Raw genomic sequence first — 25106 nt, forward strand, 5'->3', positions numbered from 1 at the left:
TTGGGGCCGGGGTGATCCCGCCGGTCGCCTGATGACGCCGCCGCTCGGCCTGCTGAGCGGCGGCGTTGTCGTTGGCCGGCCGGTCGGGCCCGCTCCGGGAGGGAACGCCCGGGGCGGCGGGCGACGGCGGTGCGGAGGTGCGGCGTGCTCAGCCCCGTACGGCCGAGGCCAGCCGCTCCAGCGTCGTGGCCATCGCCGGGCCCATCCGTCGTGGGAAGCCGGGGAGTTCGACGACGAGACGGGGGAGCCGGGCGCGCGACCAGTCATAGGTGTGGGTGACCCGGGTGGCGCCCCCGCCCCCGGCGCCGTCCGTGCCCTCCGTGCCCTCCGTGCCGTTCACGGGCGTCAGCTCGTAGCGCCAGCGCTGCCCGCCGACCAGCCGCCGGCCGCGGAACTCGCCCCAGGTCTCCCAGGCGATCAGCCGGTCCTTCTCGTACTCCACCACGATATTCACCGACCGGTACGCGATCCGGGCCTGTGCCATCCCCATGCTGAACCGGTCGCCGGGCCCCAGCGGCGACGGCCCCTGCGGGCTGCCGCGCAGCATCCCCGAACCGTCCAGCTCGGCGTGCCGGGCCGGGTCCCGGAGGACGTCGAAGAGCTCCCGCGGTGTGGCGACGATGTCCCTGCTGACCGATATGGCCCTCATGGTGTGCCCCCTCTGCTGCCGTTCCTGATGGCCTCATCATGCAGGCAGCGGGAAGTGCGCCGGTCGCGGCCCTGTTTACCTGCGGTAGCGGAAGGTACCTTCCGCATCGAGCATCACGCCGTACGTGCCAGAGGAGGGCCGCGATGCCCGAGCCGACGCCCATACCCACAGATCAGCTGCACTTCGCGATGCCGCCGGCGCATGCGACCGTCGAGGGCGAGCGGCGCTACCGCAAGGAGCGCCTGGTCGCGGCGCTGCGCCTCTTCGGGCGCCATGGCTTCGAGGAGGGCGTCGCGGGCCATATCACCGTGCGCGACCCGGAGTTCCCGCACTGCTTCTGGGTCAACCCCTTCGGGATGTCCTTCCGGCACCTCAGGGTCAGCGATCTGATCATGGTGAACGCGGAGGGAAAGGTCGTCGACGGCCGGTACCACGTCAACCAGGCGGCGTTCGCCATCCATTCCCAGGTCCACCAGGCCCGCCCCGACGTCATCGCGGCGGCGCACAGCCACTCCACCTACGGCCGGGCGCTGTCCTCGCTCGGCGAGCTGCTGGAGCCGATCACCCAGGACGTCTGCGCGTTCTATGAGGACCATGCGCTCTTCGACGACTACACGGGCGTGGTGGTCGACGAGGGGGAAGGGCGGCGGATCGCGGCCGCCCTCGGGCCCCACAAGGCGGTGATCCTGCGCAACCACGGGCTGCTGACGGTCGGCGACTCGGTGGACGCGGCGGCATGGTGGTTCCTCACGATGGAGCGGTCCTGCCAGGTCCAGCTGACCGCCAAGGCCGCCGGCAAGCCGGTGCTGATCGACCACCACGACGCCGTCCACACGCGCGAACAGCTGGGCAACGACCTGGTCGCCTGGATCAACTACCAGCCGCTGTACCAGCAGATCGTGCGCACCGAGCCGGACCTCTTCGACTAGGGGGCTCCCGGGCCGCGGGGCGGCCGGGCGGGGGTGCCCGGCGGGACGTACGGAAGTCCCGCCGGGCACCCGCCTCACGCCTGCGGGAACAGATCGAGGAACGGCGCGACCGTTGCCGAGATGCTGCGGCTGAAGGGTGCGTCGAAATCCCAGACCAGAAACAGCAGAAAGGCGATCAGCGCGCTGAAGAGGCCCGCCATCAGCAACTCCCGCCCCGAGCGGCGGATTTGCAGGGTGAACATGACACCGATCGAGATGGCGCCCCCGATGATCAGCCCGAACCACACCACTCCCGGCAGCGTCGACTCGGCCGCGTTCCCACGGGCGGTGCGGGCCCCGTCGGCCACCGCGACCTGGTCGACGAGGGGCTGGTACGACTGCCCCTCGAAGTCATTGCGCGGACGGTAGTCGGTGACATCCGCCCGGACCTTCGTCAGCAGCTCGGTGCCGCGCCCGGTCAACGCCCCCTGCTCGGCCATCACGGGCCACTCCTTGTGCACCACATGACTCACATACGCGTCGACATCCGCCCGGATACGGTCCCGCACCGGCGCGGGGTAGGCCCGGGCCCGCGCGCTGACCTCGTGCAGCGCCTGCGCCTCGGTCCGTACGGTGTCCTCGGCCGCGCTTCTGGCCTCCCACACACCGGCGATGGCCAGCCCCAGCACGATCGCGTACACCACCCCCACCATCATCGTCAGATACTCGATCACATCGGGTGTTTCGGACGGGTCGTCGTCCTCGGTGATCCGGCGCTCCTTGAGCACCGTGATGGTCAGGACGACGCCGCAGGCAGCGGCCATGGCGAGGGTCAGCACCAGCCATTGCGACATGGAGACCTCCTACGAGGAACGGCGCCCGGCGGAACCGGACGAGGAGCTCGAACGGGGACGGAGGGCGGCGCCGGCCAGCACGGCCGGGGCGGTGAGCAGCAGGGTCGTGGTCACCATGGAGCGCCCGTCGCGCGGCCGGTAGGACGGCCGTGCGTAGCTGCGGGGCAGGACGGGCGGCGGTGACGCCGGGCGGCGGACGGCGGGTGGGGGCTTCGGCTTCGGCTTCGGTGCGGGCGGCGGCGCCGTGGGACGGGCGCGTGGAGTGGGCGGCGGTGGTGGCGGTGGTGGCGGGGGCGGTGCCGGCCGGGGCGTATGGGCCCGGGGCGGTGGGGGAGCGGGCCTGGGGACGCGGGGGCGCGGCGGCGGCCGGTGGGAGGGCGTCGGCGGGGGCTTGGCCCGGCTACAGGGGAAGTGCCAGCCGCGCGGCATGGGGAAGTCCGTCGGTACGTCCACCGGCGGCGCCGTTCCGGCGTAGGCGCAATTGTCGCCGGTGTCCGCGCGGTTGGGCCGGTCACGGGCGGTGGCCGTGGGCGCGACGACGAGCAGCGCGGCGATCCCGGCCAGCAGCAGGAACGCGGCGGCGGTCCGCAGCCCGGGACCGCCGGGGCGCGGTCCGTCCGGCCGTCGCGGCGCATACGGTCCGTCCAGGCCATCGCGGCTGTGCCATCCGTGAAATCCGTTTATTTGACGCACGGCGAGAGCTTGCGCAGCGCGCCCACCGCTCAGCCTTCGCGGTGGCCCGGTTCGCCCGAATAGGGGATGTGTCCTGGTTACCCGGCCGGTGCGCCGGTCAGGTGTACGGGGCGGCGAATTCCCCTGTGCCGGGGCGTGGGTTCGTGGGTGCGCAGGTGCCCTCGCTCGGCTGCCGTCGTGGAGGTGCCGGGCACTGCTGTGAGGGCGGCGGGCGCGGTGGCGGAGCCCGTTCGCGGGCGGGCGTCAACACAGTGCTGCGTCCGCCCCCCGCCACCAACTGGACGTTTGAGGTGCTTCCTGCGGGGTGCGGCACAATTCGCCTCCGGAGAACTCAAGTTGATGATCAGCGGTGGCGGGCGGTAGCGGACGTGTCGGTGGATGCGGCGGGAAAGATGGCCGGAACGGACGAGCCGGGGGAGGGCGCGGAGCGCGCCGCCGGTGGCGAGTGCCGGTGCGGACGGTGCCCGCACGGCGCCCGGGCGGGACACCGGCAGGCGGTTGCCGCGTTTGTCGCGCTCCGCGAGGACTTCGCCGCCGGGCGCGGGGTGCCGGCCGGACTCGCGCGTTCCGCCGGTGCGGCCCGGCAGTGGGTCTCCGACGAACTGACGCTGTCCGCGCGGGAGGTCGCCCGGCGGCGCGCCGCCGGAAAGACCGCCTGGCTGGCGGCCCTACGGTGGCGCACCCTGCTCGCCGTCTGGAGCGCGGCGGTGGCGCTGCTGCTCGGCCAGGCGCTGACCGCCCTCGGCACCGGCTGGACGGCGGCCCGTACGGCGGGGCTGGTCGCGGCCGTCGTACTGGCGCTGGGGCTCACCGCGGCGGCCTGGTGGCACCGGGCGCACGGCGGGGCGCTGGCACCGCTGATCGGCGAGGACGGGCGGCTGTCCACCTCACGGACGGTGGCGGCGGGCTGGGCGGCCGCGGTGCTGTACGCCGTCCTCACGGTGGCCGTGCAGCAGGTGACGGCCGGGGGCCCGGACGAGCGGCGCATGCTGTTCCAGGGGGTGGCGCTCGCGCGGTCCGGTGCGCTGCTGGTGGCGCTCGCCCTCGGGTGCGCGGTGGCCGTGCTGGCCTACGGGCTGGTGGCCTCGCGGGTGCGGTCGGGCCGGCTCCAGAAGGTGTCCGTGGAGCGGCCGCGGGCCGCCGATCTGCTGACGGACGACGCGGGGCGGGGCAGCCTCCTGGACGTGCAGTACGTCCTGGTGAACGCGGCCGTGCTGGGGTGCGCGCTGGTACGGCTGGCCGGGCACCCGGCGCAATTGCCGCAGCTGCCCTGGGGCCTGGTGGTGCTCCTCGCGCTCTCCGGGGCGACCTATTTGTGGGGGAAGGCGGTGTCGGGCGGGCGGCCGGTGATCCTCTCGGTCGTCCGCTCCCGTGAACTGGGCGATCTCGCCGCGCCGGTCCGTACCGGCGACGACATCGAGATCCGCGGCGCCGGTTTCGTCCCGCCGGGCGCCGGGACCCCCGACCGGCTCGCCCGTACCGTCGTACGCATCGGAGACGTCCATGTCCCCGTCCCCCTGGTCCCGGTGGCCGGCGGCTTCACCAACCCGACGGACGGGGTGCTGACGGTCCCGGTACCGGTCGATGTCGAGCCCGGCCGGGTAGAGGTCCGGGTGGTCACGGCGGCAGGCGTGGAGACAAAGGGGTATGTGATCGACGTCGTGGATTAGGGGGTGGCGTGGATTAGAGGTGGCGGGCGGGGCCGGTGGGTCCGGCGGGTCCGGAGAGCCCGGCGGGTCACGGTCGGGTCCCGCGGATCGCGGTGGGGTGCAGCGGCGCCTGGCTCGGTGTCCCGCCGGGTGCCTGGTGCGGTGCCTCGCCGGGTGCCTGGCGCCGGTCATCGGGCGGTGACGGATGTGGTCGGTGCCGCCCGATGCCGCCCGGTGCCGCTGCGTGACGATTCTGTGTGGCGTAGTCGCCTGAAGTGCATCGGTCCGTTGAACCTCTCGCGCACGTGCGTACGTATCTCCCCAGGAGGCGCGGGCGCGGGCACAATCGTCTGCGCCCGGTGGCAACGGAGAGGCGGACGTCATGGTGCACGCGAATCGTACGATCGGTGCCGACTTGGGAGGGGCGGGCGTCGAGGGTGCCGGCGCCGGATTGCGGGCGCAGCTGGCGCGCCATGCGCTGCTCCCCTTGCGGCTCTTTCTGGGGGCGACCTTCCTCTATGCGGGCATCGACAAGCTGACGGATCCGGCGTTCCTTGCGGCCGGTGGCGCGGGTTCGCTCGGCGAGATGCTGCGCCAGGTCCATGACGCGGCGGCGCTGCCGCAGCTCGTGGAGATCGCACAGAAGAGTCCGGTGGGCTTTGGCTATGCCATCGCGGCCGGTGAACTGGCGGTGGGACTCGGGACTTTGGTGGGGCTGCTGGGGCGGCTGGCCGCGTTCGGCGGTGCGCTGATCTCGCTGACGCTGTGGCTCACCGTGAGCTGGGCGACCACGCCCTACTACTACGGCAATGACCTCGCCTACCTGGTGGCCTGGATCCCGCTCCTGCTGGCCGGTACGCCGAGGTTCTCGCTGGACGCCGCCCTGGCGAACCGCCGGAAGCGGCACGGGGCGCAGTTGTTCGGCTGAGGGCTGCTGCCCGCCGAGGCGGAGCGGCAGCGCGCCGCCCGCGGGTCCCGCAGGCGGCGGGTGCGGTTCATGAGGGCCGAGACGGGGCCGGTGGTGCCGCAGCGCGGTGACGGTGCCGTCGGTAGTCGTGTCAGGAGCCCTTCTGGGAGGTGGCGTCGGTGTGCGGGTGCGGGCGGCGGGTCCTGGTCCAGACGGCTGCGGTGATGCCGGAGAGGAGCAGGCCCGCCGGGAGGGTGAGGAAGAGCCACGGGCCGGGGGCCTGCCAGAGGCCGAGGGCGTCGAGGCCGTAGGCCGTGCCGAGGGTCAGGGCGGTGAGGCCCGAGATCAGGCGGGCCGGTTCGAAGGGGTGGCGCTTCACCGGTGGGCTCCCTGGGGGGTCGGGGCGGTCGGCGCGACGGGGGCCCGTGGGGCGGGGGCCCGCGGGGCGGGGGCCGGTGCGGCGCGGGTGACGGCGACCTGGCCGGTGCCGAGTTCGAGGTTCAGCTCCACCGAGCCGCGCGGCTTCTCGCCCTTCTTGAGGCCGTCGGCGGGGAGGTCGACCGTTCGCTGTCCGCCCGCCACGAGGTCCACGTCGTGCGGCGATTCGCCGGGCAGCTGGACATCCCCGAGGCCGAGCGAGATATGGAGGCGGGCGGTGACACCGTGCGGCAGCGTCACCTGAAGGCGGCCGGCGCCCACTTCCGCGCCGGTGTGGACCGTGCGGCCCGCCTTGAGGGGCAGGCCGGTGAGGTCCAGCTCCCCCTCTCCCGAACCGAGCTCATACTGCGGCTGTACGGCGCCGAGGGTGGTGGGGGACCAGGTGCGCTTCTGCCATTGGGCGGTGAGGTTGTCGGGCAGCGTCGTCGCGCCCGCCAGCAGCAGGGCCGTCAGCACCACCATGAAGACCGTGCCGCCGCCCGTGCGTCCGAACCAGGCGCTGAGCACCAGCCCGAGACCGAAGACGACCAGCGCGCACGCCAGGCCCGCCTGGAGGGCCGGCACCGGGCCGTCATGGCGGGAGACGGCGAGCGCGGTGCCGCCACCGGCGAGCAGCGCGAGCAGGAACGTCCACCCCCCGATCGGGCGTCCGGCGCGGCGGCCCCGGCGCGGGGAGCGGGCCGGCGGCGCACCGCTCGGCGGCTCGGGCGGACGGCCCGCGTCGGACCAGCCGTCGTGCCGGTACGGGGCCGTGGCTGTGCCGTGCCCGCCCCGGTAACTGAGGTCGAGGGGCAGCGGGGTGTTGTCGGGCCCCCACAGATAGCCCGGGCCCGCCGCCTCACCGGAGCGCTGGGCGCGCCACCAGGAGGGGCTGGTGGGCACCGGGGGCGCCTTGGTCTCGGGCGGGGCGTCGGCCACCGCCTGGGCCGTGGCGGTGTCCATCGCCTGTGGACCCTCGGCCTCCACCAGCCGCCGCCGGCGCGACCAATAGGCGGAACCGGCCACCGCCAGCGTCAGCATGATGGCGAAGGACATCATGCTGCCCTTGGCGAGGGTCGTCAGAAAGAGTCCGCAGCCGACCAGCGCGAAGAGCAGGGCCGTCAGCGCGGAGCCCTCCACCCGGCCCGAGAGCAGCCGGCGGCCCTCGTTCTGGTCCTCGCCGTCGAGGGGGATGAGCAGCCAGGCGAAGCCATAGGCGATCAGCCCGAGGCCGCCGACGGAGAGCACGGCGAGCACGACCCGGAAGATCACCGGATCGAGATCCCACTGCCGGCCCAGCCCGCCGCAGACTCCGCCGATCACTTTGTGCCGCCGGCTGCGGCGCAGCGGCGGATGCGAGGCGGGGCCGGCGGGCGCCGACTCCTCGATGTGGGCTGCATCGTTCATGAGGCCATCGTGACAAGGGCGACCGCGCCGCGACATCCGTGGAAACCCTGGCACATCCCTGAGATCCGCTGCTGATGGCCCTGAGATGCCCCAGGGGGGTCCCGAAACCCCTCGTGCGTTCGCATATGCCCCCGCGCCCGTGCTCGGTCGGAGGAACAGATGTGGACGGGTGGTGGCCGGGGGGCTGCCCGGCCGCATCGACGACTATCGTTGCGCCCTGGATACGTACGGGTTTCCGGAGGGGCGTGCGGTGACGGAGGCGGCGTCGGTGGACGAGGGGCGACTGGTCGCCGGGCGATATCGTCTGGTTGAGCGGATAGGCCAGGGCGGTATGGGCACCGTCTGGCGTGCCCGGGACGAACTGCTCGGCCGTCAGGTCGCGGTCAAGCGTCTGCATGTCTCACCGCAGCTCGACGAGGACGAACTGGCAACGCGCTATGAGCGCACCACCCGTGAGGCCCAGGCAGCTGCGCGCATCAACCACCCCAATGTGGTGAGCGTCCACGACGTCGTGGACGACGCCGGGATGCCGTGCATCGTCATGGAGTACGTCCCCTCCACGACGCTCGGCGACGCCATCAAGGAGGCCGCGCGGATCGACAGTTCGGTGGAGCCGCGCGAGGCCGCCCGTATCGGACGCGGCATGGTGGCGGCGCTGCGGGCCGCACACTCCGCCGGTGTGCTGCACCGTGACGTCAAGCCGGGCAACGTGCTGCTCGGTGAGGACGGCCGCATCGTCCTCACCGACTTCGGCATCGCGGTCGCCAGCGGTACCTCCACCCTCACCAAGACGGGCGAGCTGGTGGGCTCCATCGACTACTTGGCGCCCGAGCGCGTCAAGGGCGGCACCCCGGGCCCCGCCTCCGATCTGTGGGCGCTGGGAGCGACGCTCTATCAGGCGGTCGAGGGACGCTCGCCCTTCCGGAAGCCCACCGCGGTCGAGACGGCGTACGCCATCGCCATGGACCCGTTCGAGCCGCCCCGCAACGCCGGGACGCTGGCCCCGCTGATCGAGGCGCTGCTCGCCAAGGAGCCGGCGGAGCGGCCGACGGCCGAGGTCGTCGAACAGGCGCTGCGCGCGGCCGAAGCCGAGGCGGAGACCGAGCTGATGGGCTGGTCGACGATGACCCTGGGGACGGTCGGGCGGGGCCGCACCGAGCCCGCCACTTCGGACGCTGCGGCGGAGACGCCCACCCGCCCGGTGCACGACACGGGCGAGGTCGCGGCCACTTCGGCCCGTGGCACCGGAACCGGCACCGGAGCGCGTACGGGTGCGGGGACCGGCGCTGTTCCGGACACCGGCGGCGAGGCCGTGACCGGACCGGTCGTCGTTCCGGGCGGTACCGGCGCCGGACGGCCCGCCGGTGACCGCGCGGACGTGCTGCCCGGTGGCAAGGCGCCTCGTAAGAAGGGTGTGCTGGTCTGGAGCGTCGTCGGGGTGCTGGTCGTTGCCGGCGGCGTGGGTGCGGCCTGGTACCTGATGCACCCCACCGAATCCGGTGGCGCGGGCAAGGCGGCGACGAACAAGAGCACCCCCAAGCTCCCCAAGACCCCGGACCACAGCATCGGGCCGCCGCCGCCCCTTCCCGACGGCTACCGCACCGCCAAGGAGACCCCACTCGGTGTCACCTTCCCGGTTCCCGAAGGCTGGACGCGCAAGCCCCAGGACGTTGGCCGGCAGATCGTCTACGTCTCGGGTCTCGCGCAGCTCACCGTGAGCGTCCTGGACTTCTCCTCGGGGGACCAGGTGCAGCACTTCAAGGACTTGGAGACCGTCCTCAAGAAGGACTATCCCGTCTACAAGAACCTGCGCTTGCAGCCCACGTCCTTCCAGGGCGATCCCGCCGCGATCTGGGAGTTCACCTTCGGGGGCCGGGCCCGTACCTTCCGGGGGGTCGACCTGGGCTTCGGCCGCAAGGGCGGTAAGGAGTACGCGATCTACGTGTCCGCGCCGGACGCCGACTGGGCGAAGTACGAGAAGGTCTTCTCGACCGTGAAGGACGGCTTCCGCAGGACCGACCCCCAGAGCTGAGACGCCCCGGGCCGCCGGGCTGTCCATCGGCCCCCGGGCCCGGACCACACCCGCAAACCTCAGGGACAGCCTCAGGGACGACCCTGATGCCCCGGGCCCGGGAACCGTGTGACGATCGAGCACATGACCACCGCCCCACCCCGCGCCGAGACGGGCTACGCCCCGGCGCCGGACCCTGACGACCCGCCTGTGCGCAAGCTCTACCGCAGCGCCGACGGGCGGCTGCTCGGTGGCGTCGCGCGGGGGCTCGCGGGCCATCTCGGACTGCCGGTCTCCTGGGTGCGGATCGTGTTCGCGGCCCTCTTCATGGCCGACGGGATGGGCGCGCTGCTGTATGCCGCGTTCTGGTTCTTCGTCCCGCTGGGCATCGGCGGTGTGGAGTACCGGCAGCCCGCCGCGGCCGACGGCAGGCGCCGCCTGCTGCGCCACCGGCCCGACAAGGGACAGGTCTTCGCGCTGATCGCGCTGCTCATCGGAGCCTCGATCGTCGCCTCCCGCTTCCAGCTGGGCCAGGCCGACGGCTATCTCTGGCCGGTGCTGCTGATCGGCGCCGGTGTCGCCCTGGTGTGGCGGCAGGCGGACAACTCCCGCCGTGCCCAGTGGCTGGAGCTCGGCCGCCGCAAGGGCCTGCTGCCGATGGTGCGCGGCGCTGCCGGGGTGCTGCTGGTGGGCGTCGGGGTGACGGGCATCGTCGTGCTTCAGGGGTCGGTGCGCCATCTCGGGTCGGTGCTTCAGGCCGCGCTCGCCGTCGTCGTCGGCATAGCGCTGCTGGCGGGCCCCTATCTCGTGCGGATGGCCCAGGACCTCTCCGAGGAGCGGCTGATGCGCATCCGCGCCCAGGAGCGCGCCGAAGTGGCCGCCCATGTCCATGACTCGGTCCTGCACACCCTCACCCTGATCCAGCGCAATGCGGACGACCCCCGGGAGGTGGCGCGGCTGGCCCGCGCCCAGGAGCGCGAGCTGCGCGCTTGGCTCTACAAGCCCGAGGGCCGCGGCAAAGAGGAGGACGAGGAGCCGGCCACCCTGGCGGAGGCGGTCCGCAGGTCCGCCGCCGAGGTGGAGGACCACCACGGTGTCCCCATCGAGGTCGTGGTCGTCGGCGACTGCCCGCTGGACGAGCCGCTGGGCGCCCAGATGCAGGCCGCCCGCGAGGCGATGGTCAATGCCGCGAAATACGGCGGCGAGGGCGGCGCGGTGCAGGTGTTCGCCGAAGTGGAGGGCCGTACGGTCTTCGTCTCGGTGCGCGACCGCGGCCCCGGATTCGACCTGGACGCGGTCCCCGCGGACCGGATGGGCGTACGGGAGTCCATCATCGGCCGTATGGAGCGCCACGGCGGCACCGCCCGGCTGCGGTCCGCCCCCGAGGGCGGCACGGTCGTCGAGCTGGAAATCGAGCGCGCGGCGACGGAGTCCGAGATATGACCGGCCCCGGTGAGGGGCGGCCGGAGGCGACAGGGCGCGCCGGGGCACGGGATGATGGCGGGGCAGACACCGAGGGACGGGCGGAAGAGATGAGCAGCGAGGACGCACAGCAGGACGGGACCGGCGGGGCGGCCGAGGGCCGGACCGTACGGGTCGTGCTGGTCGACGACCACCGGATGTTCCGTACGGGCGTCCAGGCCGAGATCGGCGAGACCGGGCGCACCGGCGTCGAGGTCGTCGGCGAGGCCGCCGACGTCGACCAGGCGCTCACGGTCATCACGGCCACCCGCCCCGAGGTCGTCCTCCTGGATGTCCACCTCCCCGGGGGCGGCGGCGTCGAGGTGCTGCGCCGCAGCGCCACGATGATGAGCGACGCCGAGCGCCCGGTCCGCTTCCTGGCGCTCTCCGTCTCCGACGCGGCCGAGGACGTCATCGGCGTCATCCGGGGCGGCGCCCGCGGCTATGTCACCAAGACGATCACGGGCACGGACCTGGTCGACGCGATCTTCCGGGTCGCCGACGGCGATGCGGTCTTCTCCCCGCGGCTGGCCGGCTTCGTGCTGGACGCCTTCGCCTCGTCGGACGCCCCGCCGATCGACGAGGACCTCGACCGCCTCACCCAGCGCGAGCGGGAGGTGCTGCGGCTGATCGCCCGCGGCTATGCCTACAAGGAGATCGCCAAGCAGCTGTTCATCTCCGTGAAGACCGTCGAGTCCCATGTCTCCGCGGTGCTGCGCAAGCTCCAGCTCTCCAACCGCCATGAGCTGACCCGGTGGGCCGCGGCCCGGCGGCTGGTCTGAGCTGCGGAACCGGCACGGGGCGGGCGCACCCGCAGCTTCATGACGAGGGGGTAACAAAGCACCACAGAAGGGCAACCAGGACCCCGCGGATCACCATCTAAGGGCGCGGAGAGGCTCACTGCCGAAGGCGGGGCCGGAACCATCCCCACGTCCTTCGCGTAGTTTGTCCTGGAAGCGAGATCCCGATGAGCCTGACGGGCACGCCCTTCTTCCTCACCTCGCTCATGCTGCTGATCGTTGCCGTCGTGCTGCCCTTCGCCCTCTGGGGCCGAATAGCCGGGCCGCCCCTGGTGCGCGGTCTCGCCCGGCTGCTGATGCTGCTGTTCGCCCAGGTCACGGCCATCACCGTGGTCTTCGTCCTGGTCAACAACGCCAACAGCCTCTACGACACCTGGGGCGATCTGCTCGGCACCGACAGCCATGTCGAGGCGGCCCGCGACCTCGGCCCCGACGGCATGGGCGGCCGGCAGGTCGCGCATGAGCCCAAGCAGATCCAGCGCTTCCGCCCGGCCGACGACCCCAAGGTGGGCGCCGATGTCCGGATGACCGACCTCCAGGGCAAGATCTCGGGGGTGCGGGGCGAGGTGTACGTCTGGCTGCCGCCGCAGTACAACGACCCCGCCTACCGGAACAAGAAGTTCCCGGTGGTCGAGCTGCTGCCCGGCTACCCGGGCTCGGCGAAGTCCTGGCTGGGCTCGCTGCACGCGGCCCAGCAGCTGATGCCGCTGATGCAGAGCGGTACGGTCAAGCCGGCCATCCTGGTGGCGCCCCGGACCAACCTGCTCCCCGGTGTGGACACCGGATGCGTCAACCTCCCCGGGAAGGTCAACGCCGACAGCTGGCTGACCGTCGACGTCCGCAAGATGATCATTGACAACTTCCGGGCCGGCGACAAGCCGGACTCCTGGGCCCTGGCCGGGTATTCGGCCGGTGCGCACTGCGCCGCCAAGCTCGCGCTGGCCCACCCCGACCGCTACCGTGCCGCGGTCGCCATGTCCGGCTACAACGACCCGGCGCTGGAGCGCGACTCGCTGGCCGGCAAGGACCCCAAGCTGCGCATCGAGTCCAACCCGCTGCACATCCTGAAGACGGCCAACGCGGCCGGCAAGCCGCCGCGTACCGCGCTGTATGTGTCGGGCGCGGCCCGCGACGGCTACCAGTCCGGCCTCGCCCTGCGGCAGTACGCGCAGCTCCCGACGACGGTGAACGTGCAGCTGATCCCGGCGAACGCGGGCGGCCACACCACGGCGGTCTGGGAGCAGCAGGTCCCGCAGATCTTCCGCTGGCTGGGGACACAGCTCAGGGCGTGAGCCCACGGGGACGCCACCGGGCCCCCGCCGCAACCGGGACCGGGGGCGGAAGCGGGGACACGAAGGCCCGAGTCCCTTTCCGTGCGCGGCAGTCGGGCGCCACCGCCGCGCACTCTCCCCGTGGCTACATGGCTACATGGCTACGTGGCTACGTGGCTACGCGGGCCGGGTCGCCGCCGCGAACGGCATCTGGTCGATCGGCGCGATCCGTACCGGCGCCCCCGGATGCGGCGCGTGGATCATCCGGCCGTCCCCGACGTAGATCCCCACATGGCTGATGCCCGAGTAGAAGAACACCAGGTCGCCGGGGGCGAGTTGGGAGCGGGCGACCCGCGGCCCGGAGCTGATCTGGGTGTAGGTCGTACGGGGCAGGGCGACCCCGCCGGCCTTCCACGCGGCCTGGGTCAGCCCGGAGCAGTCGTAGCCGGCGGGCCCCGTCGCGCCCCAGACGTACGGCTTGCCGAGGGCGCTGTAGGCGAAGGAGACGGCGCGGGCGGCGCGGGGGTTGGGCGCCTGCGCCGCGGCGGCCCCCGCCACGCCGGGAAGCCGGCCGAGCACGCCGCCCCCGTGGCCGCCTCCGTGGCCGTCCCCCTGGTCCGTGCGGCCCCCGCGCGTGCTCCGTGCGCCGTCCCGGGCCGTCATCCGCTGCCGCTGCTCCGCGGTCAGCCGGGACAGCAACTGCTCGGCGGCGCCCAGCTTGTGCACCACGGTGACCCGGTGCTTCTTCAGCTGCGCCTCGGTGTCCGCCAGCCGCTCCACGGTGTCCTCGGCCCGCTGCCGGACCTGCCGGACGCTGCCGAGCCGGCGCGCGTAACCGGCCACGGCGGTCGCCTGATGGCTGCCCGTACGCTCCAGCACCGCGGCGCCGTCCAGATAGCGCTGGGGGTCAGCGGACAGCAGCAGCCGCACGGTCGGGTCGACGCCGCCGGAGCGGTACTGGCCGGCGGCCAGGGCGCCCAGTTCGGCGCGGGCGGCGTTCAGCTTCCCGGTCCTGCGGGCGGCCTCGTCCTGGAGCCGGCTCAGCTCCTCGCGTGCGGTGTCGGCGGATTCCTTCGCACCGTTGTAGCTCTGCGTGGCCACCTCTGCCTCCTGGTACAGCGCGTCGACCCGGTCCTTGACCTGGGCGGGGGTGAGCCGGTGTGCGGCCTGGCCGGCGGCGTCGAAATCGGGGGTGAGGGGGGCGCCTGCCGCCTGCGCGAGGCCGAACGTGGGGGCGGCACCGGCCAGCGCCAGGGTGGCGGCCGTACGGGCGGTGCGCGCGCTGCGCGAGCCGCCACCGGTGAGCGAGGCGAGCGGATGCTGCCGGGGCTTGCGGTGCGAGGCCACGGTGGCCGTCACTTCCTTCCCTTCGAGCCGCGGGTCCGGCGACGGTCCGTCACGGGGGCAACGGGCCGCCGCCGCACCTCTCGGCGGGGGCGGCCGACGGAACGCCGGTGGGAGACCGGCGAGGCGGGGAGTCGGCCGCCTGAGGGAGGACGCTAAGCCTGGGTGTTGCGGCAGTGAGTGCGCTTGCCCGGCATTGTTCGCTTTCGACCGCGGCGAGTGCGCGGGTGACCGCGGTGCCATGGCCGTACGGCCGGGACCGGCCTGGCCTGACCGAAGCGGCGATAGTGGGCGCCCTGCCCGAAGGGCCGTGCTATACGGCGGCTACGATCCAGCACTATGGACGTAGTAACCAATATCTTCGTCGGCCTGCACATCATCGGTATCGCCTCCCTGCTGGGCGGCTTTCTGACCCAGATGAAGGCGATGAGCGCGGGTACCGCCCGCTTCGTGCCGGCCATGCTGCACGGCGCACTGACGATGCTGGTCACCGGCATCGTGCTGGTCGGTCTCAATCAGGCCCAGGACCACCCGCTGAACAACCTCAAGCTCGGCATCAAGATGGCCGTCCTGGTGGTGATCCTGGCGCTGGTCTACGTCAAGCGGGACGACGAGACGGTCGACAAGCCGCTCTTCGGCGCGGTCGGCGGCCTGACCGTGGCCAACATCTTCATCGCGGTGCTCTGGACCTGACGAGCGCCCCACCACGGCACACCGCGCGGTCCTCGCCTCCGTATCCGGAGGCGACGGCCGCGCGGTGGTGTGGGGGGTGACCGTGGGGGGTGGTCTGGTGGGGGAGCGGGGCGGGCTCAGCCCGGGCGGACGCTCCCGTATATCGGCATGTAGTAGATCGACTCCTCCCGGACGCTGGCGCCCGGCTTCGGAGCGTGCACCATCTTCCCGTCGCCCATGTACATGCCGACGTGGCTGATGTCGTCATAGAAGAAGACCAGGTCGCCGGGCTGAAGATCCTTGGTGGCCACCCGCTGGCCCACCTTGACCTGGTCCCAGGTCGTCCGCGGCAGATCGACGCCCGCCGCCTTCCATGCTGCCTGGGTCAGCCCCGAGCAGTCGTAGGAAGTGGGCCCGGTCGCGCCCCAGACATACGGCTTGCCGATCTGGGCGCGGGCGAAGGCGAGCGCCTTGGCGCCCTTGCTGGAGGCCGAGTCGTCCGTGGAGCCACCACCGGTGGAGCCCCCGGTCGAGCCACCCGTCGAGCCGTCGCCGTCCTGCTGCCGCTGGCGCTCCCGCTCCTGCTGCTTGCGCGCCTCCTCCGCGGCCCGGCGCTTGGCCGCCGCCTCCTTCTGGCGCTCCAGCTCCGCCAGCCGCGCCTTCTCCTGCGCGGTCAGCCGGGACAGCAGCTGCCGGGCCTCGGCCAGCTTGTCCTGGACGGAGCGCTTGGATTCCTTGAGGGAGGCCTGCGACGCCTGCAACCGCTCCAGGCTGCGGGTCGCCTGGGCGCGCTGCTTGGCGGCCGCCGCCTGCTGCTCCTGGTAGTCGGTGACGGCCTGCTTCTGCCGGCCGGTCAGCCGCTCCATGAGGTGGTTGCGGTCGACGAACTGCTGCGGGTCCTTGGCGAGCATCAGCTGCGCCGTCGGGTTCATGCCACCGGTCCGGTACTGCGCCGAGGCGAAGGTGCCCAGCAGGCGCCGGGACTCGTTCATCTTCTCGGCGCGCTTGGCGGAGGCGTCGAGCAGGTCGTCCACGGTGTCGCGCTGGGTCTCGGCGCGCTCCTTGGCGGCGTTGTATTTCTGGGTGGCCACCTCGGCCTGGTGGTAGAGATCGTCGACCTTCTGTTTGACCTCTTCGACGGTGGGCTTGGGCGCCCTGGGGGCCGCGTCGGCGGACTGCGAGAGCAGCGTGACCGAGGCGAGGGCGGCGGTGGTGAGGCCGGCCGCCGTACGACGGCCGGTGGGTGAGGCGAGAACGCTGGTGCGCGGCTTGCGATGCGACGCCAAGACCGGCAACTCCTTCCGTGGACCGCCTACCGGGTTAGCTGTCGGGTTCGGGCGGTGTCGCTGACGGAAGGCTTGCCCTACGGTCCGGACGTCCACTGGCGACGGCCGTACGGATCGATTCACCCCGGTGGTGCTGGTGGGTCCCCGGCTCCGGGTGCCTGAGGGCAGGGCCGGACTCGGCGTCGGCGGCCCGTGCGAACCTGTCGTCCGCGGGGAGGCGGGCTGCCTGAGCGAGGACGTTAGCCAACTCGTGTGGCTCCTGTGAAGGCTGATGTTCGATATGCCCGAAACCTTTTCGTGACCTGAACGCGATGCGGGGGTTGTTGTGGCAGATGTCGGGTTCGGGTAGACGAAGCGCCCCCCAGCCGACGCCTGGCCGCCGGCCGCCTGACCTGGCACTGCGCGCGGGACCGCCCGGAGACGGCCCGCAATCCGCCACTCCGCGGCGGACTGTCAGTGCGGCGGCCTAGACTCGGTGGGCGATGAGCAGCCTCTTTGACGACAGCTTCCTGGCGGACCTCGGCCCCAAGGGCGAGGAGGAGCACCCCCCGCCCCCCGAGGACGAGCACGGCCCGGCCCCGGAGGAGATCCCCGCCGACCTCTTCGGCGGGAGGTTCGACGCGCCCGTGCCCAGGGAGTCGTATTACCGCGACGGCGCCGCCCGCCCCGTCATCGACCCGGCGACGCTGCTGGAGGGGCTCAACGACGAGCAGAAGGCCGCCGTGGTGCACACCGGCGGCCCGCTGCTGATCGTCGCCGGCGCCGGCTCCGGCAAGACCCGGGTGCTCACCCACCGCATCGCGCATCTGCTCGCCGAGCGGCATGTTCACCCGGGCCAGATCCTCGCGATCACGTTCACCAACAAGGCCGCCGGTGAGATGAAGGAGCGCGTCGAGGAACTGGTCGGCCCGCGCGCGAACGCCATGTGGGTCTCCACCTTCCACAGCGCCTGCGTCCGCATCCTGCGCCGCGAGTCCAAGAAGCTGGGCTTCACCTCGTCCTTCTCGATCTACGACGCCGCCGATTCCAAGCGCCTGATGGCCCTGGTCTGCCGCGATCTGGATCTGGACCCCAAGCGCTACCCGCCCAAGTCCTTCAGCGCGAAGATCTCCAACCTCAAGAACGAGCTCATCGACGAGGAGACCTTCGCCGGGACGGCCGCCGACGGCTTCGAGAAGACGCTGGCCGAGGCGTATGCGATGTACCAGGCACGGCTGCGCGAGGCCAACGCCCTGGACTTCGACGACATCATCATGACGACGGTCAATCTGCTCCAGGCCTTCCCGGACGTCGCCGAGCACTACCGCCGCCGCTTCCGTCATGTCCTCGTCGACGAGTACCAGGACACCAACCACGCCCAGTACACCCTCGTACGCGAACTGGTCGGCCCCGCCGAGACCGCCGCCGAGCTCTGCGTCGTCGGTGACGCCGACCAGTCGATCTACGCCTTCCGCGGCGCCACGATCCGCAACATCCTCCAGTTCGAGGAGGACTACCCGGACGCGACCACGATCCTGCTGGAGCAGAACTACCGCTCGTCGCAGACGATCCTGTCCGCCGCCAACGCCGTCATCGAGCGCAACGAGAACCGCCGCCCCAAGAACCTCTGGACGGACGCCGGCGCCGGGCCCAAGATCACCGGCTATGTCGCCGACACCGAGCACGACGAGGCCCAGTTCGTCGCCGACGAGATCGACCGGCTGACGGACGCCAAGGACGCCAGGGCCGGCGATGTCGCCGTCTTCTACCGCACCAACGCCCAGTCCCGTGTCTTCGAAGAGATCTTCATCCGGGTCGGGCTGCCCTACAAGGTCGTCGGCGGTGTGCGCTTCTACGAGCGCAAGGAGGTCCGCGATGTGCTCGCCTATCTGCGGGTGCTCGCCAACCCCGAGGACACCGTCCCGCTGCGCCGCATCCTCAACGTTCCCAAGCGCGGCATCGGCGACCGCGCCGAGGCGATGATCGACGCCCTGTCCCTCCGCGAGAAGATCACCTTCCCGCAGGCGCTGCGCCGGGTCGACGAGGCCTACGGCATGGCGGCCCGCTCCGCCAACGCCGTCAAGCGCTTCAACGTCCTCATGGAGGAGCTACGGACCATCGTCGAGTCCGGCGCCGGCCCCGCCACCATCCTGGAAGCGGTCCTGGAGCGTACGGGCTACCTCGCCGAGCTCCAGGCCTCCACCGACCCGCAGGACGAGACCCGGATCGAGAACCTCCAGGAACTCGCCGCCGTCGCCCTGGAATTCGAGCAGGACCGCGGGGAAGCTGCGACATCAGGGGCTGCCGCCCCGGGGCCCGGCACCCTCTCCGACTTCCTGGAGCAGGTCGCCCTGGTCGCCGACTCCGACCAGATCCCGGACGAGGACGAGGAAGGCAGCGGCGTCATCACCCTCATGACGCTGCACACCGCCAAGGGCCTGGAATTCCCGGTGGTCTTCCTGACCGGCATGGAGGACGGCGTCTTCCCGCACATGCGCTCGCTGGGCCAGACCAAGGAGCTGGAGGAGGAGCGCCGGCTGGCCTATGTCGGCATCACCCGCGCCCGCGAGCGGCTCTATGTCACCCGCTCGACGATGCGCAGCGCCTGGGGCCAGCCCTCGTACAACCCGCCCTCCCGGTTCCTGGAGGAGATCCCGGACGACTACGTGGAGTGGAAGCGGACGGGCCCGGCGACGCCGTCCGCCTCCATGGGCGGACTGTCGGCGGGCGGCGGAGGCGGCTTCGGCTCCTCGCTGTCGTCGTCGCGCGCCAAGGGTCCCAGTGGCTTTGCGACCCGCCGCACCTCGGACCGCCCGGTGGTCTCACTGGCCATCGGCGACCGCGTCACCCACGACAGCTTCGGCCTCGGCACGGTCGTCGGCGTCAAGGGCAGCGGTGACAACGCCGAGGCGACGATCGACTTCGGCGGCGAGAAGCCCAAGCGGCTGCTGCTGCGGTACGCGCCGGTGGAGAAGCTGTAGCGGAAGCGGGAAGCGGGAAGCGGGAAGCCGGAAGCCCCCGGGCACATGCCTCGGGGGCTTCGACGGAGTCGTCGGCGGTCAGTTCGGGTCGAGGCCGTGGTCGCGCAGCCACGGCAGCGGGTCGACCGCCGCGCCGCCGCCGGGACGCACCTCGAAGTGCAGATGCGGTCCGGTGGAATTGCCGGAGTTGCCCGAATAGGCAATCTGGTCACCGGCCTTGACCGAACCGGAGCGGATCTTGGTGCTGCTGAGATGGCAGTACCACGTCTCGGTGCCGTCGGGCGCCGTCACGATCGCCATGTTGCCGTAGGCGGAGTTCCACTGGGTGCGTACGGTGCCGTCGGTGGCGGACATGACCGGGGTGCCGTAGCTGACCGGGAAGTCGATACCGGTGTGCAGCGACATCCAGTTCACCCCGGCCTGGCCGAACTGGGCGCTCAGCCCGTGCTGCTTGACCGGCAGCAGGAACTTGGGCCGCATCGCCTCCTTGCGGGCCGCCTCCTCCGCCTTGCGCTTGCGCTCCTGCGCCTGGCGCTCCTTGAGGTCGATCCGCTCCTGGGTACGGCTGGCCCGGTCGCGGAAGTCGTCGGCGCTGGCGCTGAGTCCGGCGAGCTGGGTGTCGAGCTTGTTGTTGGCCGCGGCCGGCTTGACGGCCCCGGCGTCGGGCGCGGCCTGGGCGGTCGCTTCGCTCTGGTCGTCCCCGCCGAAGCCGGTGACGGACGCGGCGGCCACCGCGCACACGCCCATGGCGGCGACCGACGGCACCGCGACGGTCAGCAGTGCCGACCGCTTCGCCGTACGCCGCCGGCCCCGGCCGCGGACGGCCTTCCCGGTGTCCGGCCCGGCGACCCGCCGGCCAACGGGGGCGGGGGCGGCGGGGGTGATCGGCATGGCCTGCGTCATGGCGTCCGCCACGGCCGCGGCCTCGCTGTAGTCCTCGGCGTCGCCGGGGGAGTGCTCGTCCGCCTCGGCCCGGCCGGTGTCGTACGGGTCGTCCGCGGGCCGGTCGCCGTCGGGGCCGTCGTTGCTGAAGTGTCCGGCCTCGTCCCAAGTGGCGCTGTCCCACTGGAGGGTGTCGGTCGGGGGCGGCCCGGCCTGCGCCGGGATGTTGGCGAGCAGGTCCTGGTCCGTGGTCGACCAGATCGCGGTGGCTTCGTAGCTCGCGGTCTCCTGGAGCGCGGTGGCCTGCCGGTCGAAGGCGTCGAAGGTGTCGGCGGCCTCGTACGCGCCGGTGGCGTAACTGCCGGTGTCATACGCGCCGGTGGGATAGCTCCCGGTGTCGTAGCCGCCGTGACCGTACGCGGTGGCGTCGTAACCGGCCGTCTCGAACCCGGACGAGGCGTAGGCGCTCGCGTCCTGCGCCGGGGCGTCGTAGGTGGTGTGCGCGTACGGGTCGTAGCCCGCCTCGGACGTGTGCGGGTCGGCGGCGGCATAGGCGCCGGTGTCCCATCCGCCGGTCTCCCACGCGCCGGTGTCCCATTGGGGTGAGGCGTAGCTGCCGGTGTCGTACGCGCCGGTGGCATAGCCGTCGCCCGCCGGGTATGTCCCCGTGTCATAGGTATCGGTGCCGTATGTGCCGGTGCCGTAGACGCTCATGCCGTAGGCGCCCGTCGCGCTGTGTGTACCGGTGTCGTACATCCCGGTGTCATAGGTGCCGGTGTCGTACATACCGGTCTCGTACGAGCCGGGGAGCGAGCCGAAGAGGGGGTCGCCGTCGCCGTATTCGGCAACGCCGGCCGGGGCCTGCGGTGCATAGGAGTCGTAGGCCGGGTAATGCGCATACGAGGCGTCGGCTGGAGAGCCGGTCGGAGGCTGGGCCCCCGAGGGGTGACGGTCGTTCACCAACTTCTCTTTCGCCTCGGCAGCAGGAGAATTAGCGGCGACTGTACCCGGCGGTACGCGACGGCGACAATCTTCAACTGGTTTTGGGCTAGGCCAGATCGGGCATTTGGCCGCCTTTCGGCAGTCCCCATGCGAGCTCTTGGCGCCTCGTTCGAAGTTTGTTCGACTTCTCGTCAAGATCATGTCGTGGATGCGGCGGCGATACGGCGTCGTGACGGCCTCCCGTGGACGCCTGGCTGGTCGTCGCGGTCGGCCGGTCAGGCCACCGAAATGGTCTCCGCGGCTCCTTCCGCGGTTTCCGCCGCTGCCAGCGCTTCCCGTATTCCGGCGGCGACGGTGCCATTGACCGGCAGGGCGAGATGTCCGACACCGGCGACATGCACGTTGTACGCGAGCAAATCAGGGTGACTGATTCTCGCTGTCGTGGCCGGAACCATCACCTGGTCCTCGGCACTCCAGAAAGCCACGAATTGCGTGCGGCAATTCGGCGCGGGCCGCGCCAACTCCGCTATCACCTCGGAATCGGGGCGCATCTGGCGGACGAGGGGGTGCGCCGACAGCAGGGGCGCGATACGGGTGCCGGAGTGCGGGGTGCCGAGCGTGATCACCGTACGGACGCGGGTGTCGCCGCCCAGCCGCTGTACGTAATAGCGGGCGATGAGCCCGCCGAGGCTGTGGCCCACGAGGTCCACCCGGCGATGGCCGGTCCGGGCGCAGACCTCCTCCACATGGCGGCTGAGCAGCTCGGCGGCCTTACGGAGATCGCAGGTTAGCGGGGAGTAGTTGAGCGCCTCGACATGGCGCCAGCCGTGCCGGTGCAGTGAGCGGCGCAGCAGCAGGAACACGGAGCGGTTGTCGATGAAGCCGTGGAGCAGGAGGACCGGCGGATGGGCCCGGCCCTCGGTCGGCAGCATCGTGGGCGCGCCGGGGGCGGGCTGCGGGGCCGCCGGCTCCAGGAACCCCTCCGGGGGCTCGGCTGCGGGAGGGGGTGCGGGTCGTGGCATGGGGCGTTCCTGGGAGATGCCGGTCGGATAGAGGACGAGATGGCCGGCGAGGATCGCCAGGTCCACGACCGTGCTGCGCAGGAGAAGGGAAGAGGCGCGGGTGGGCAGCAGGCGCGCGCACCGGAGCGGTGTGGAAACCAGGCGCGCGATCAGAAGGGGTGCGGAGAGAAAGGGCAGGGCCTGCATGGCCGACCTCCCGAACGGCACGCGGAAGGCGGCGTCGAGCCCCGTATGCCCTCGTGGGAAGCCCTGGGCGGCGATGACGGGCAGGCGACTGATCGCGCTGACGCTTACCCGGCGGCTCGGTGGCCCGGCTGCTCCCCGTGCGCCCGGCCCGCGCCCTGCGCCGCCCGGCTCCGGCGGCACGACACGCGGGACGCGGCGCGTAGCGAACGTGTCCCGTGTGTGATTTCCCCCTCCCCGGATGTCACGAAACGGCTGGGTACGGGATGCTGGCGATAACGTTCGTTCACGCTCGTGGCCGCCGGATCGCGGTCGCGCGATCGATTGTCGGCTCGGCGGCACCACAGTGCCGTGCATGGCTTGGAGGCAGTGATGAGTGTGGCTCGGCATGACGGAGCGCAAGCGGGGAGCCAGGGCGCGGCGGGCAGGTCGGGGCCGATCCGTGTGGTGGTGGCCAAGCCGGGCCTGGACGGGCACGACCGGGGCGCCAAGGTCATCGCGCGGGCGCTGCGCGACGCCGGTATGGAGGTGATCTACACCGGGCTGCACCAGACCCCCGAGCAGATCGTCGACACCGCGATCCAGGAGGACGCCGACGCGATCGGGCTGTCCATCCTCTCCGGGGCGCACAACACCCTCTTCGCGAAGGTCATCGCCCTCCTGGAGGAGCGGGACGCGGCGGATATCAAGGTCTTCGGCGGCGGCATCATCCCCGAGGCGGACATCGCCCCGCTCAAGGCCCAGGGCGTCGCGGAGATCTTCACGCCGGGCGCCACGACCGCCTCGATCGTGGAGTGGGTCCACGCGAACGTCCGCTCGCTGGCGGTCTGAGACACCGCGGAGCCGGTGCGGCGGCCCGGCCCGGCCGCCGGGCCGCGGTGGGGGACCGGGGCTGCGGGCCCTGGTACGCGCGGCCACGGTGGGGCGGGCCTGGTAACCGTGACCTTGATGTCCGCCGTCTTGGTGTCCGCGGTCTTGCTGTGGGCGGTCTTGCTGTGCGTGGTCATGGCACGCGGGGGCCCGGCGCGGCCCCGTGGGGGGTGGTGGGTGCGGCTTCGGTTTTGCGGTCCGGGGCGGGGCCGGTGTCGTCGCCGGTGGGTGGCGGGGTGAGTTCCGTACGCATCGTGGCGCGCAGGCGGAGGGTGCCGACCAGGCGCTGGAAGGCCTCGGACCAGTAGCCGCCGGAGCCGGGCGAGGCGCCCTCCGGCTCGTCCGTGACGGCCGTGAGCATGTCGAGACGGTCCGCGGCGGCCGGGTCCAGACAGCGCTCGGCCAGGCCCATCACCCCGCTGAAGCTCCAGGGATAGCTGCCCGCGTCCCGGGCGATGTCCAGGGCGTCGACCACCGCTCCGCCGAGCGGCTCGGCCCACGGGACCGCACACACCCCGAGCATCCGGAAGGCCTCCGACAGGCCGTGCGCCGCGATGAACTCCGCCACCCACCGGGCCCGTTCGTCCTCGGGAAGCACGGTCAGCAGCTTCGTCAGGTCCCGTGAGGAGCCGGCCGGGGCGACCTCGGCGGCCTGGGACGGTGCGGCCGGCGCCCCCAGCAGCGCCCGCGCCCAGTCGGCGTTCCGCTGGCGCACGGCGGCGCGGCACCAGGCATCGTGCAGCTCCGTCCGCCAGTCGTCGCCCACCGGCAGCGCGATGATCGCCGCCGCGTCCCGGCCCGCGAAGCGTGCGTGCCAGCCGTCCAGGGGTGTCGCCTCCACCAACTGGCTCAGCCACCAGGACCGTTCGCCCCGTCCGGAGGGGGGCTTGGGGGCCACGCCGTCCCGCTGCATCCCCGGATCGCACTCATGGGGTGCCTCCACCGCGATCACCGGTGCGCCGGCCGTGCGGTCCAGGCCGATGCAGGTGTGCGCCCGCTGCGCCATACGGGCCGCGAGGGCGGAGCCGGGCAGCGTGGAGAGCAGTTCGGCGGCCGTGGCGCGGACATTGCGGCTGCGGTCGGAGAGGGCCTGTTCGAGGAAGGGCTCATCGGCCGCCGAGAGGTCCGCGCGCAGTGAGTCGAGGAACATCAGGCGGTCCTCCGCCCGTTCCGTGGACCAGGTCGTGGTCAGCAGCGCCAGGCCCGCGGACGGGTCGTGGCGGCGCAGGGCGGTCAGCAGGGCGACCCGCTCCGCGAACAGGCCCTCCTCCCAGGTGCGCCGTACGGCCACGGGGTCGCCGTCGCCCGGGAGCCCGGCCCGGCTGCCGGTCCCCCGGAGCGCGAACTTCCATTCGTCGTTGAGCCGGGCCAGCCACAGGGCCCGCGGCCCCGCCAGGGCGAGCGCGGCGGGCCGCAGGTCCGTACGGGCCCGGGCGGCGTCGAGCAGCGCGGGCAGCAAGACCTCCGGGGCGCGGTAGCCGTGGTCGACGGCGGCGGTCAGCCACTGGGGCAGCAGCTCGGTGAGGTCGGGGGCCGTGCCACGGCGGCTGCCGCCTCCGCCGGCGCCGCGGTCGGCGAGCAGCAGGGACAGCCGGCGGCGGGCCGCGGACGGCAGCGGGGGCCGTGGGTCGGCCGGGGCCGGGGCGGGCCGCTCACCGGCCGGGGCAGGGCGCAGGGCGGCGCGCCGGCGCACCGTGCTCACCGCGGCCGCGTCCAGCAGCGCGGCCCCGGGGCCCTGCCCCGGCCGCGCCGCCACCGGCGGTGTCCGCCGCCCGGTCCCCAGCAGCGCGGCGCTCACGAGATCGGACCAGGGAGCGGGGGCGGCCGGGGTGGCCGCGGCGGCGGGGGCGGGTGAAGTGGTGGGGGTGGGTGAAGTCTTGGGGGTGGTGCGCGTCATGCCCTTCCTCCAGGCATCGGT

Annotated in this window: 20 protein-coding genes and 1 riboswitch; of the genes, 10 read left to right on the top strand and 10 right to left on the bottom strand. The window is 72.5% G+C overall.

Translation table 11 applies throughout. The annotated features are described in order from the left end of the window. Positions 1-148 precede the first annotated feature (148 nt). Complete coding sequence (locus TU31_RS01020) at positions 149-649, bottom strand: SRPBCC family protein (protein ID WP_042147412.1); 501 nt, start codon at positions 647-649, stop codon at positions 149-151. Between the two features lie 38 nt (positions 650-687). Between TU31_RS01020 and TU31_RS01025 the strand changes: the two genes are divergently transcribed. Beyond that, positions 688-1578, top strand: a complete 891-nt coding sequence (locus TU31_RS01025; RefSeq protein ID WP_275451764.1) for a class II aldolase/adducin family protein — start codon at positions 688-690, stop codon at positions 1576-1578. A 74-nt stretch (positions 1579-1652) separates the two neighbouring features. On the opposite strand, the gene TU31_RS01030 is transcribed toward TU31_RS01025, so the two are convergent. Then, a complete protein-coding gene (locus TU31_RS01030; protein ID WP_042147417.1) occupies positions 1653-2411 on the bottom strand; it encodes a bestrophin-like domain in 759 nt (252 codons plus the stop codon). Between the two features lie 9 nt (positions 2412-2420). Continuing rightward, on the bottom strand, positions 2421-3104 hold the full coding sequence (locus TU31_RS38420) for a hypothetical protein (RefSeq protein ID WP_158894194.1): 684 nt from the start codon (positions 3102-3104) through the stop codon (positions 2421-2423). Positions 3105-3496: 392 nt separating this feature from the next. On the opposite strand from TU31_RS38420, the gene TU31_RS01035 reads away from it, so the two are divergent. Together TU31_RS01035 and TU31_RS01040 are read left to right on the top strand one after the other, a co-directional pair. Then, positions 3497-4774: a hypothetical protein gene (locus tag TU31_RS01035; protein ID WP_042149721.1), complete on the top strand. Its 1278-nt coding sequence runs from the start codon at positions 3497-3499 to the stop codon at positions 4772-4774. Positions 4775-5135: 361 nt separating this feature from the next. Continuing rightward, complete coding sequence (locus TU31_RS01040) at positions 5136-5681, top strand: TQO small subunit DoxD (protein ID WP_042147419.1); 546 nt, start codon at positions 5136-5138, stop codon at positions 5679-5681. 130 nt (positions 5682-5811) lie between these two features. Here the strand turns inward: TU31_RS01040 and TU31_RS01045 are convergent, their stop codons facing one another. Further along, complete coding sequence (locus tag TU31_RS01045) at positions 5812-6039, bottom strand: hypothetical protein (RefSeq protein ID WP_042147420.1); 228 nt, start codon at positions 6037-6039, stop codon at positions 5812-5814. Beyond that, positions 6036-7484: a PspC domain-containing protein gene (locus TU31_RS01050; protein WP_042147421.1), complete on the bottom strand. Its 1449-nt coding sequence runs from the start codon at positions 7482-7484 to the stop codon at positions 6036-6038. Before TU31_RS01050 ends, TU31_RS01045 begins: the two co-directional genes overlap by 4 nt. A gap of 250 nt (positions 7485-7734) precedes the next feature. Between TU31_RS01050 and TU31_RS01055 the strand changes: the two genes are divergently transcribed. The 4 genes from TU31_RS01055 (at position 7735) to TU31_RS01070 (ending at position 13048) form a co-directional block, all read left to right on the top strand. Beyond that, positions 7735-9516: a serine/threonine-protein kinase gene (locus TU31_RS01055; RefSeq protein ID WP_042149722.1), complete on the top strand. Its 1782-nt coding sequence runs from the start codon at positions 7735-7737 to the stop codon at positions 9514-9516. A 123-nt stretch (positions 9517-9639) separates the two neighbouring features. Then, positions 9640-10938 (top strand): ATP-binding protein, encoded by a 1299-nt coding sequence (locus TU31_RS01060; protein ID WP_042149724.1) that lies wholly within the window; start codon positions 9640-9642, stop codon positions 10936-10938. An 89-nt stretch (positions 10939-11027) separates the two neighbouring features. Beyond that, a complete protein-coding gene (locus TU31_RS01065; RefSeq protein WP_042147422.1) occupies positions 11028-11738 on the top strand; it encodes a LuxR C-terminal-related transcriptional regulator in 711 nt (236 codons plus the stop codon). A gap of 185 nt (positions 11739-11923) precedes the next feature. Continuing rightward, positions 11924-13048: an alpha/beta hydrolase gene (locus TU31_RS01070; RefSeq protein WP_042147426.1), complete on the top strand. Its 1125-nt coding sequence runs from the start codon at positions 11924-11926 to the stop codon at positions 13046-13048. 156 nt (positions 13049-13204) lie between these two features. Here the strand turns inward: TU31_RS01070 and TU31_RS01075 are convergent, their stop codons facing one another. Next, positions 13205-14386 (bottom strand): C40 family peptidase, encoded by a 1182-nt coding sequence (locus TU31_RS01075; RefSeq protein WP_042147428.1) that lies wholly within the window; start codon positions 14384-14386, stop codon positions 13205-13207. A 324-nt stretch (positions 14387-14710) separates the two neighbouring features. On the opposite strand from TU31_RS01075, the gene TU31_RS01080 reads away from it, so the two are divergent. Beyond that, positions 14711-15064, top strand: a complete 354-nt coding sequence (locus tag TU31_RS01080; protein ID WP_042147431.1) for a hypothetical protein — start codon at positions 14711-14713, stop codon at positions 15062-15064. A gap of 116 nt (positions 15065-15180) precedes the next feature. Here TU31_RS01080 and TU31_RS01085 read toward each other — a convergent pair whose 3' ends face one another. Further along, complete coding sequence (locus tag TU31_RS01085) at positions 15181-16329, bottom strand: C40 family peptidase (protein WP_181018507.1); 1149 nt, start codon at positions 16327-16329, stop codon at positions 15181-15183. Between the two features lie 7 nt (positions 16330-16336). After that, positions 16337-16521, bottom strand: a riboswitch (cyclic di-AMP (ydaO/yuaA leader). A gap of 290 nt (positions 16522-16811) precedes the next feature. Here TU31_RS01085 and pcrA point away from each other — a divergent pair. After that, on the top strand, positions 16812-19289 hold the full coding sequence (gene pcrA / locus TU31_RS01090; RefSeq protein ID WP_042147437.1) for a DNA helicase PcrA: 2478 nt from the start codon (positions 16812-16814) through the stop codon (positions 19287-19289). Between the two features lie 78 nt (positions 19290-19367). Here the strand turns inward: pcrA and TU31_RS01095 are convergent, their stop codons facing one another. Together TU31_RS01095 and TU31_RS01100 are read right to left on the bottom strand one after the other, a co-directional pair. Continuing rightward, positions 19368-21131, bottom strand: coding sequence for a M23 family metallopeptidase (locus tag TU31_RS01095; RefSeq protein WP_042147440.1), 1764 nt, complete (start codon positions 21129-21131; stop codon positions 19368-19370). 257 nt (positions 21132-21388) lie between these two features. Further along, the gene (locus TU31_RS01100) at positions 21389-22321 is read right to left on the bottom strand and encodes an esterase/lipase family protein (protein WP_107070596.1); all 933 of its coding nucleotides are present in this window, start codon (positions 22319-22321) and stop codon (positions 21389-21391) included. Between the two features lie 369 nt (positions 22322-22690). Between TU31_RS01100 and TU31_RS01105 the strand changes: the two genes are divergently transcribed. Further along, positions 22691-23149 carry a cobalamin B12-binding domain-containing protein gene (locus tag TU31_RS01105; protein WP_042147443.1) on the top strand — a complete coding sequence of 153 codons (459 nt, stop codon included), beginning with the start codon at positions 22691-22693 and terminating at the stop codon, positions 23147-23149. A gap of 172 nt (positions 23150-23321) precedes the next feature. Here the strand turns inward: TU31_RS01105 and TU31_RS01110 are convergent, their stop codons facing one another. Further along, a complete protein-coding gene (locus TU31_RS01110; protein WP_042147446.1) occupies positions 23322-25085 on the bottom strand; it encodes a DUF5691 domain-containing protein in 1764 nt (587 codons plus the stop codon). Between the last annotated feature and the right edge of the window lie 21 nt (positions 25086-25106).

The organism is Streptomyces lydicamycinicus (assembly GCF_000829715.2).
GTDB lineage: Bacteria > Actinomycetota > Actinomycetes > Streptomycetales > Streptomycetaceae > Streptomyces > Streptomyces lydicamycinicus.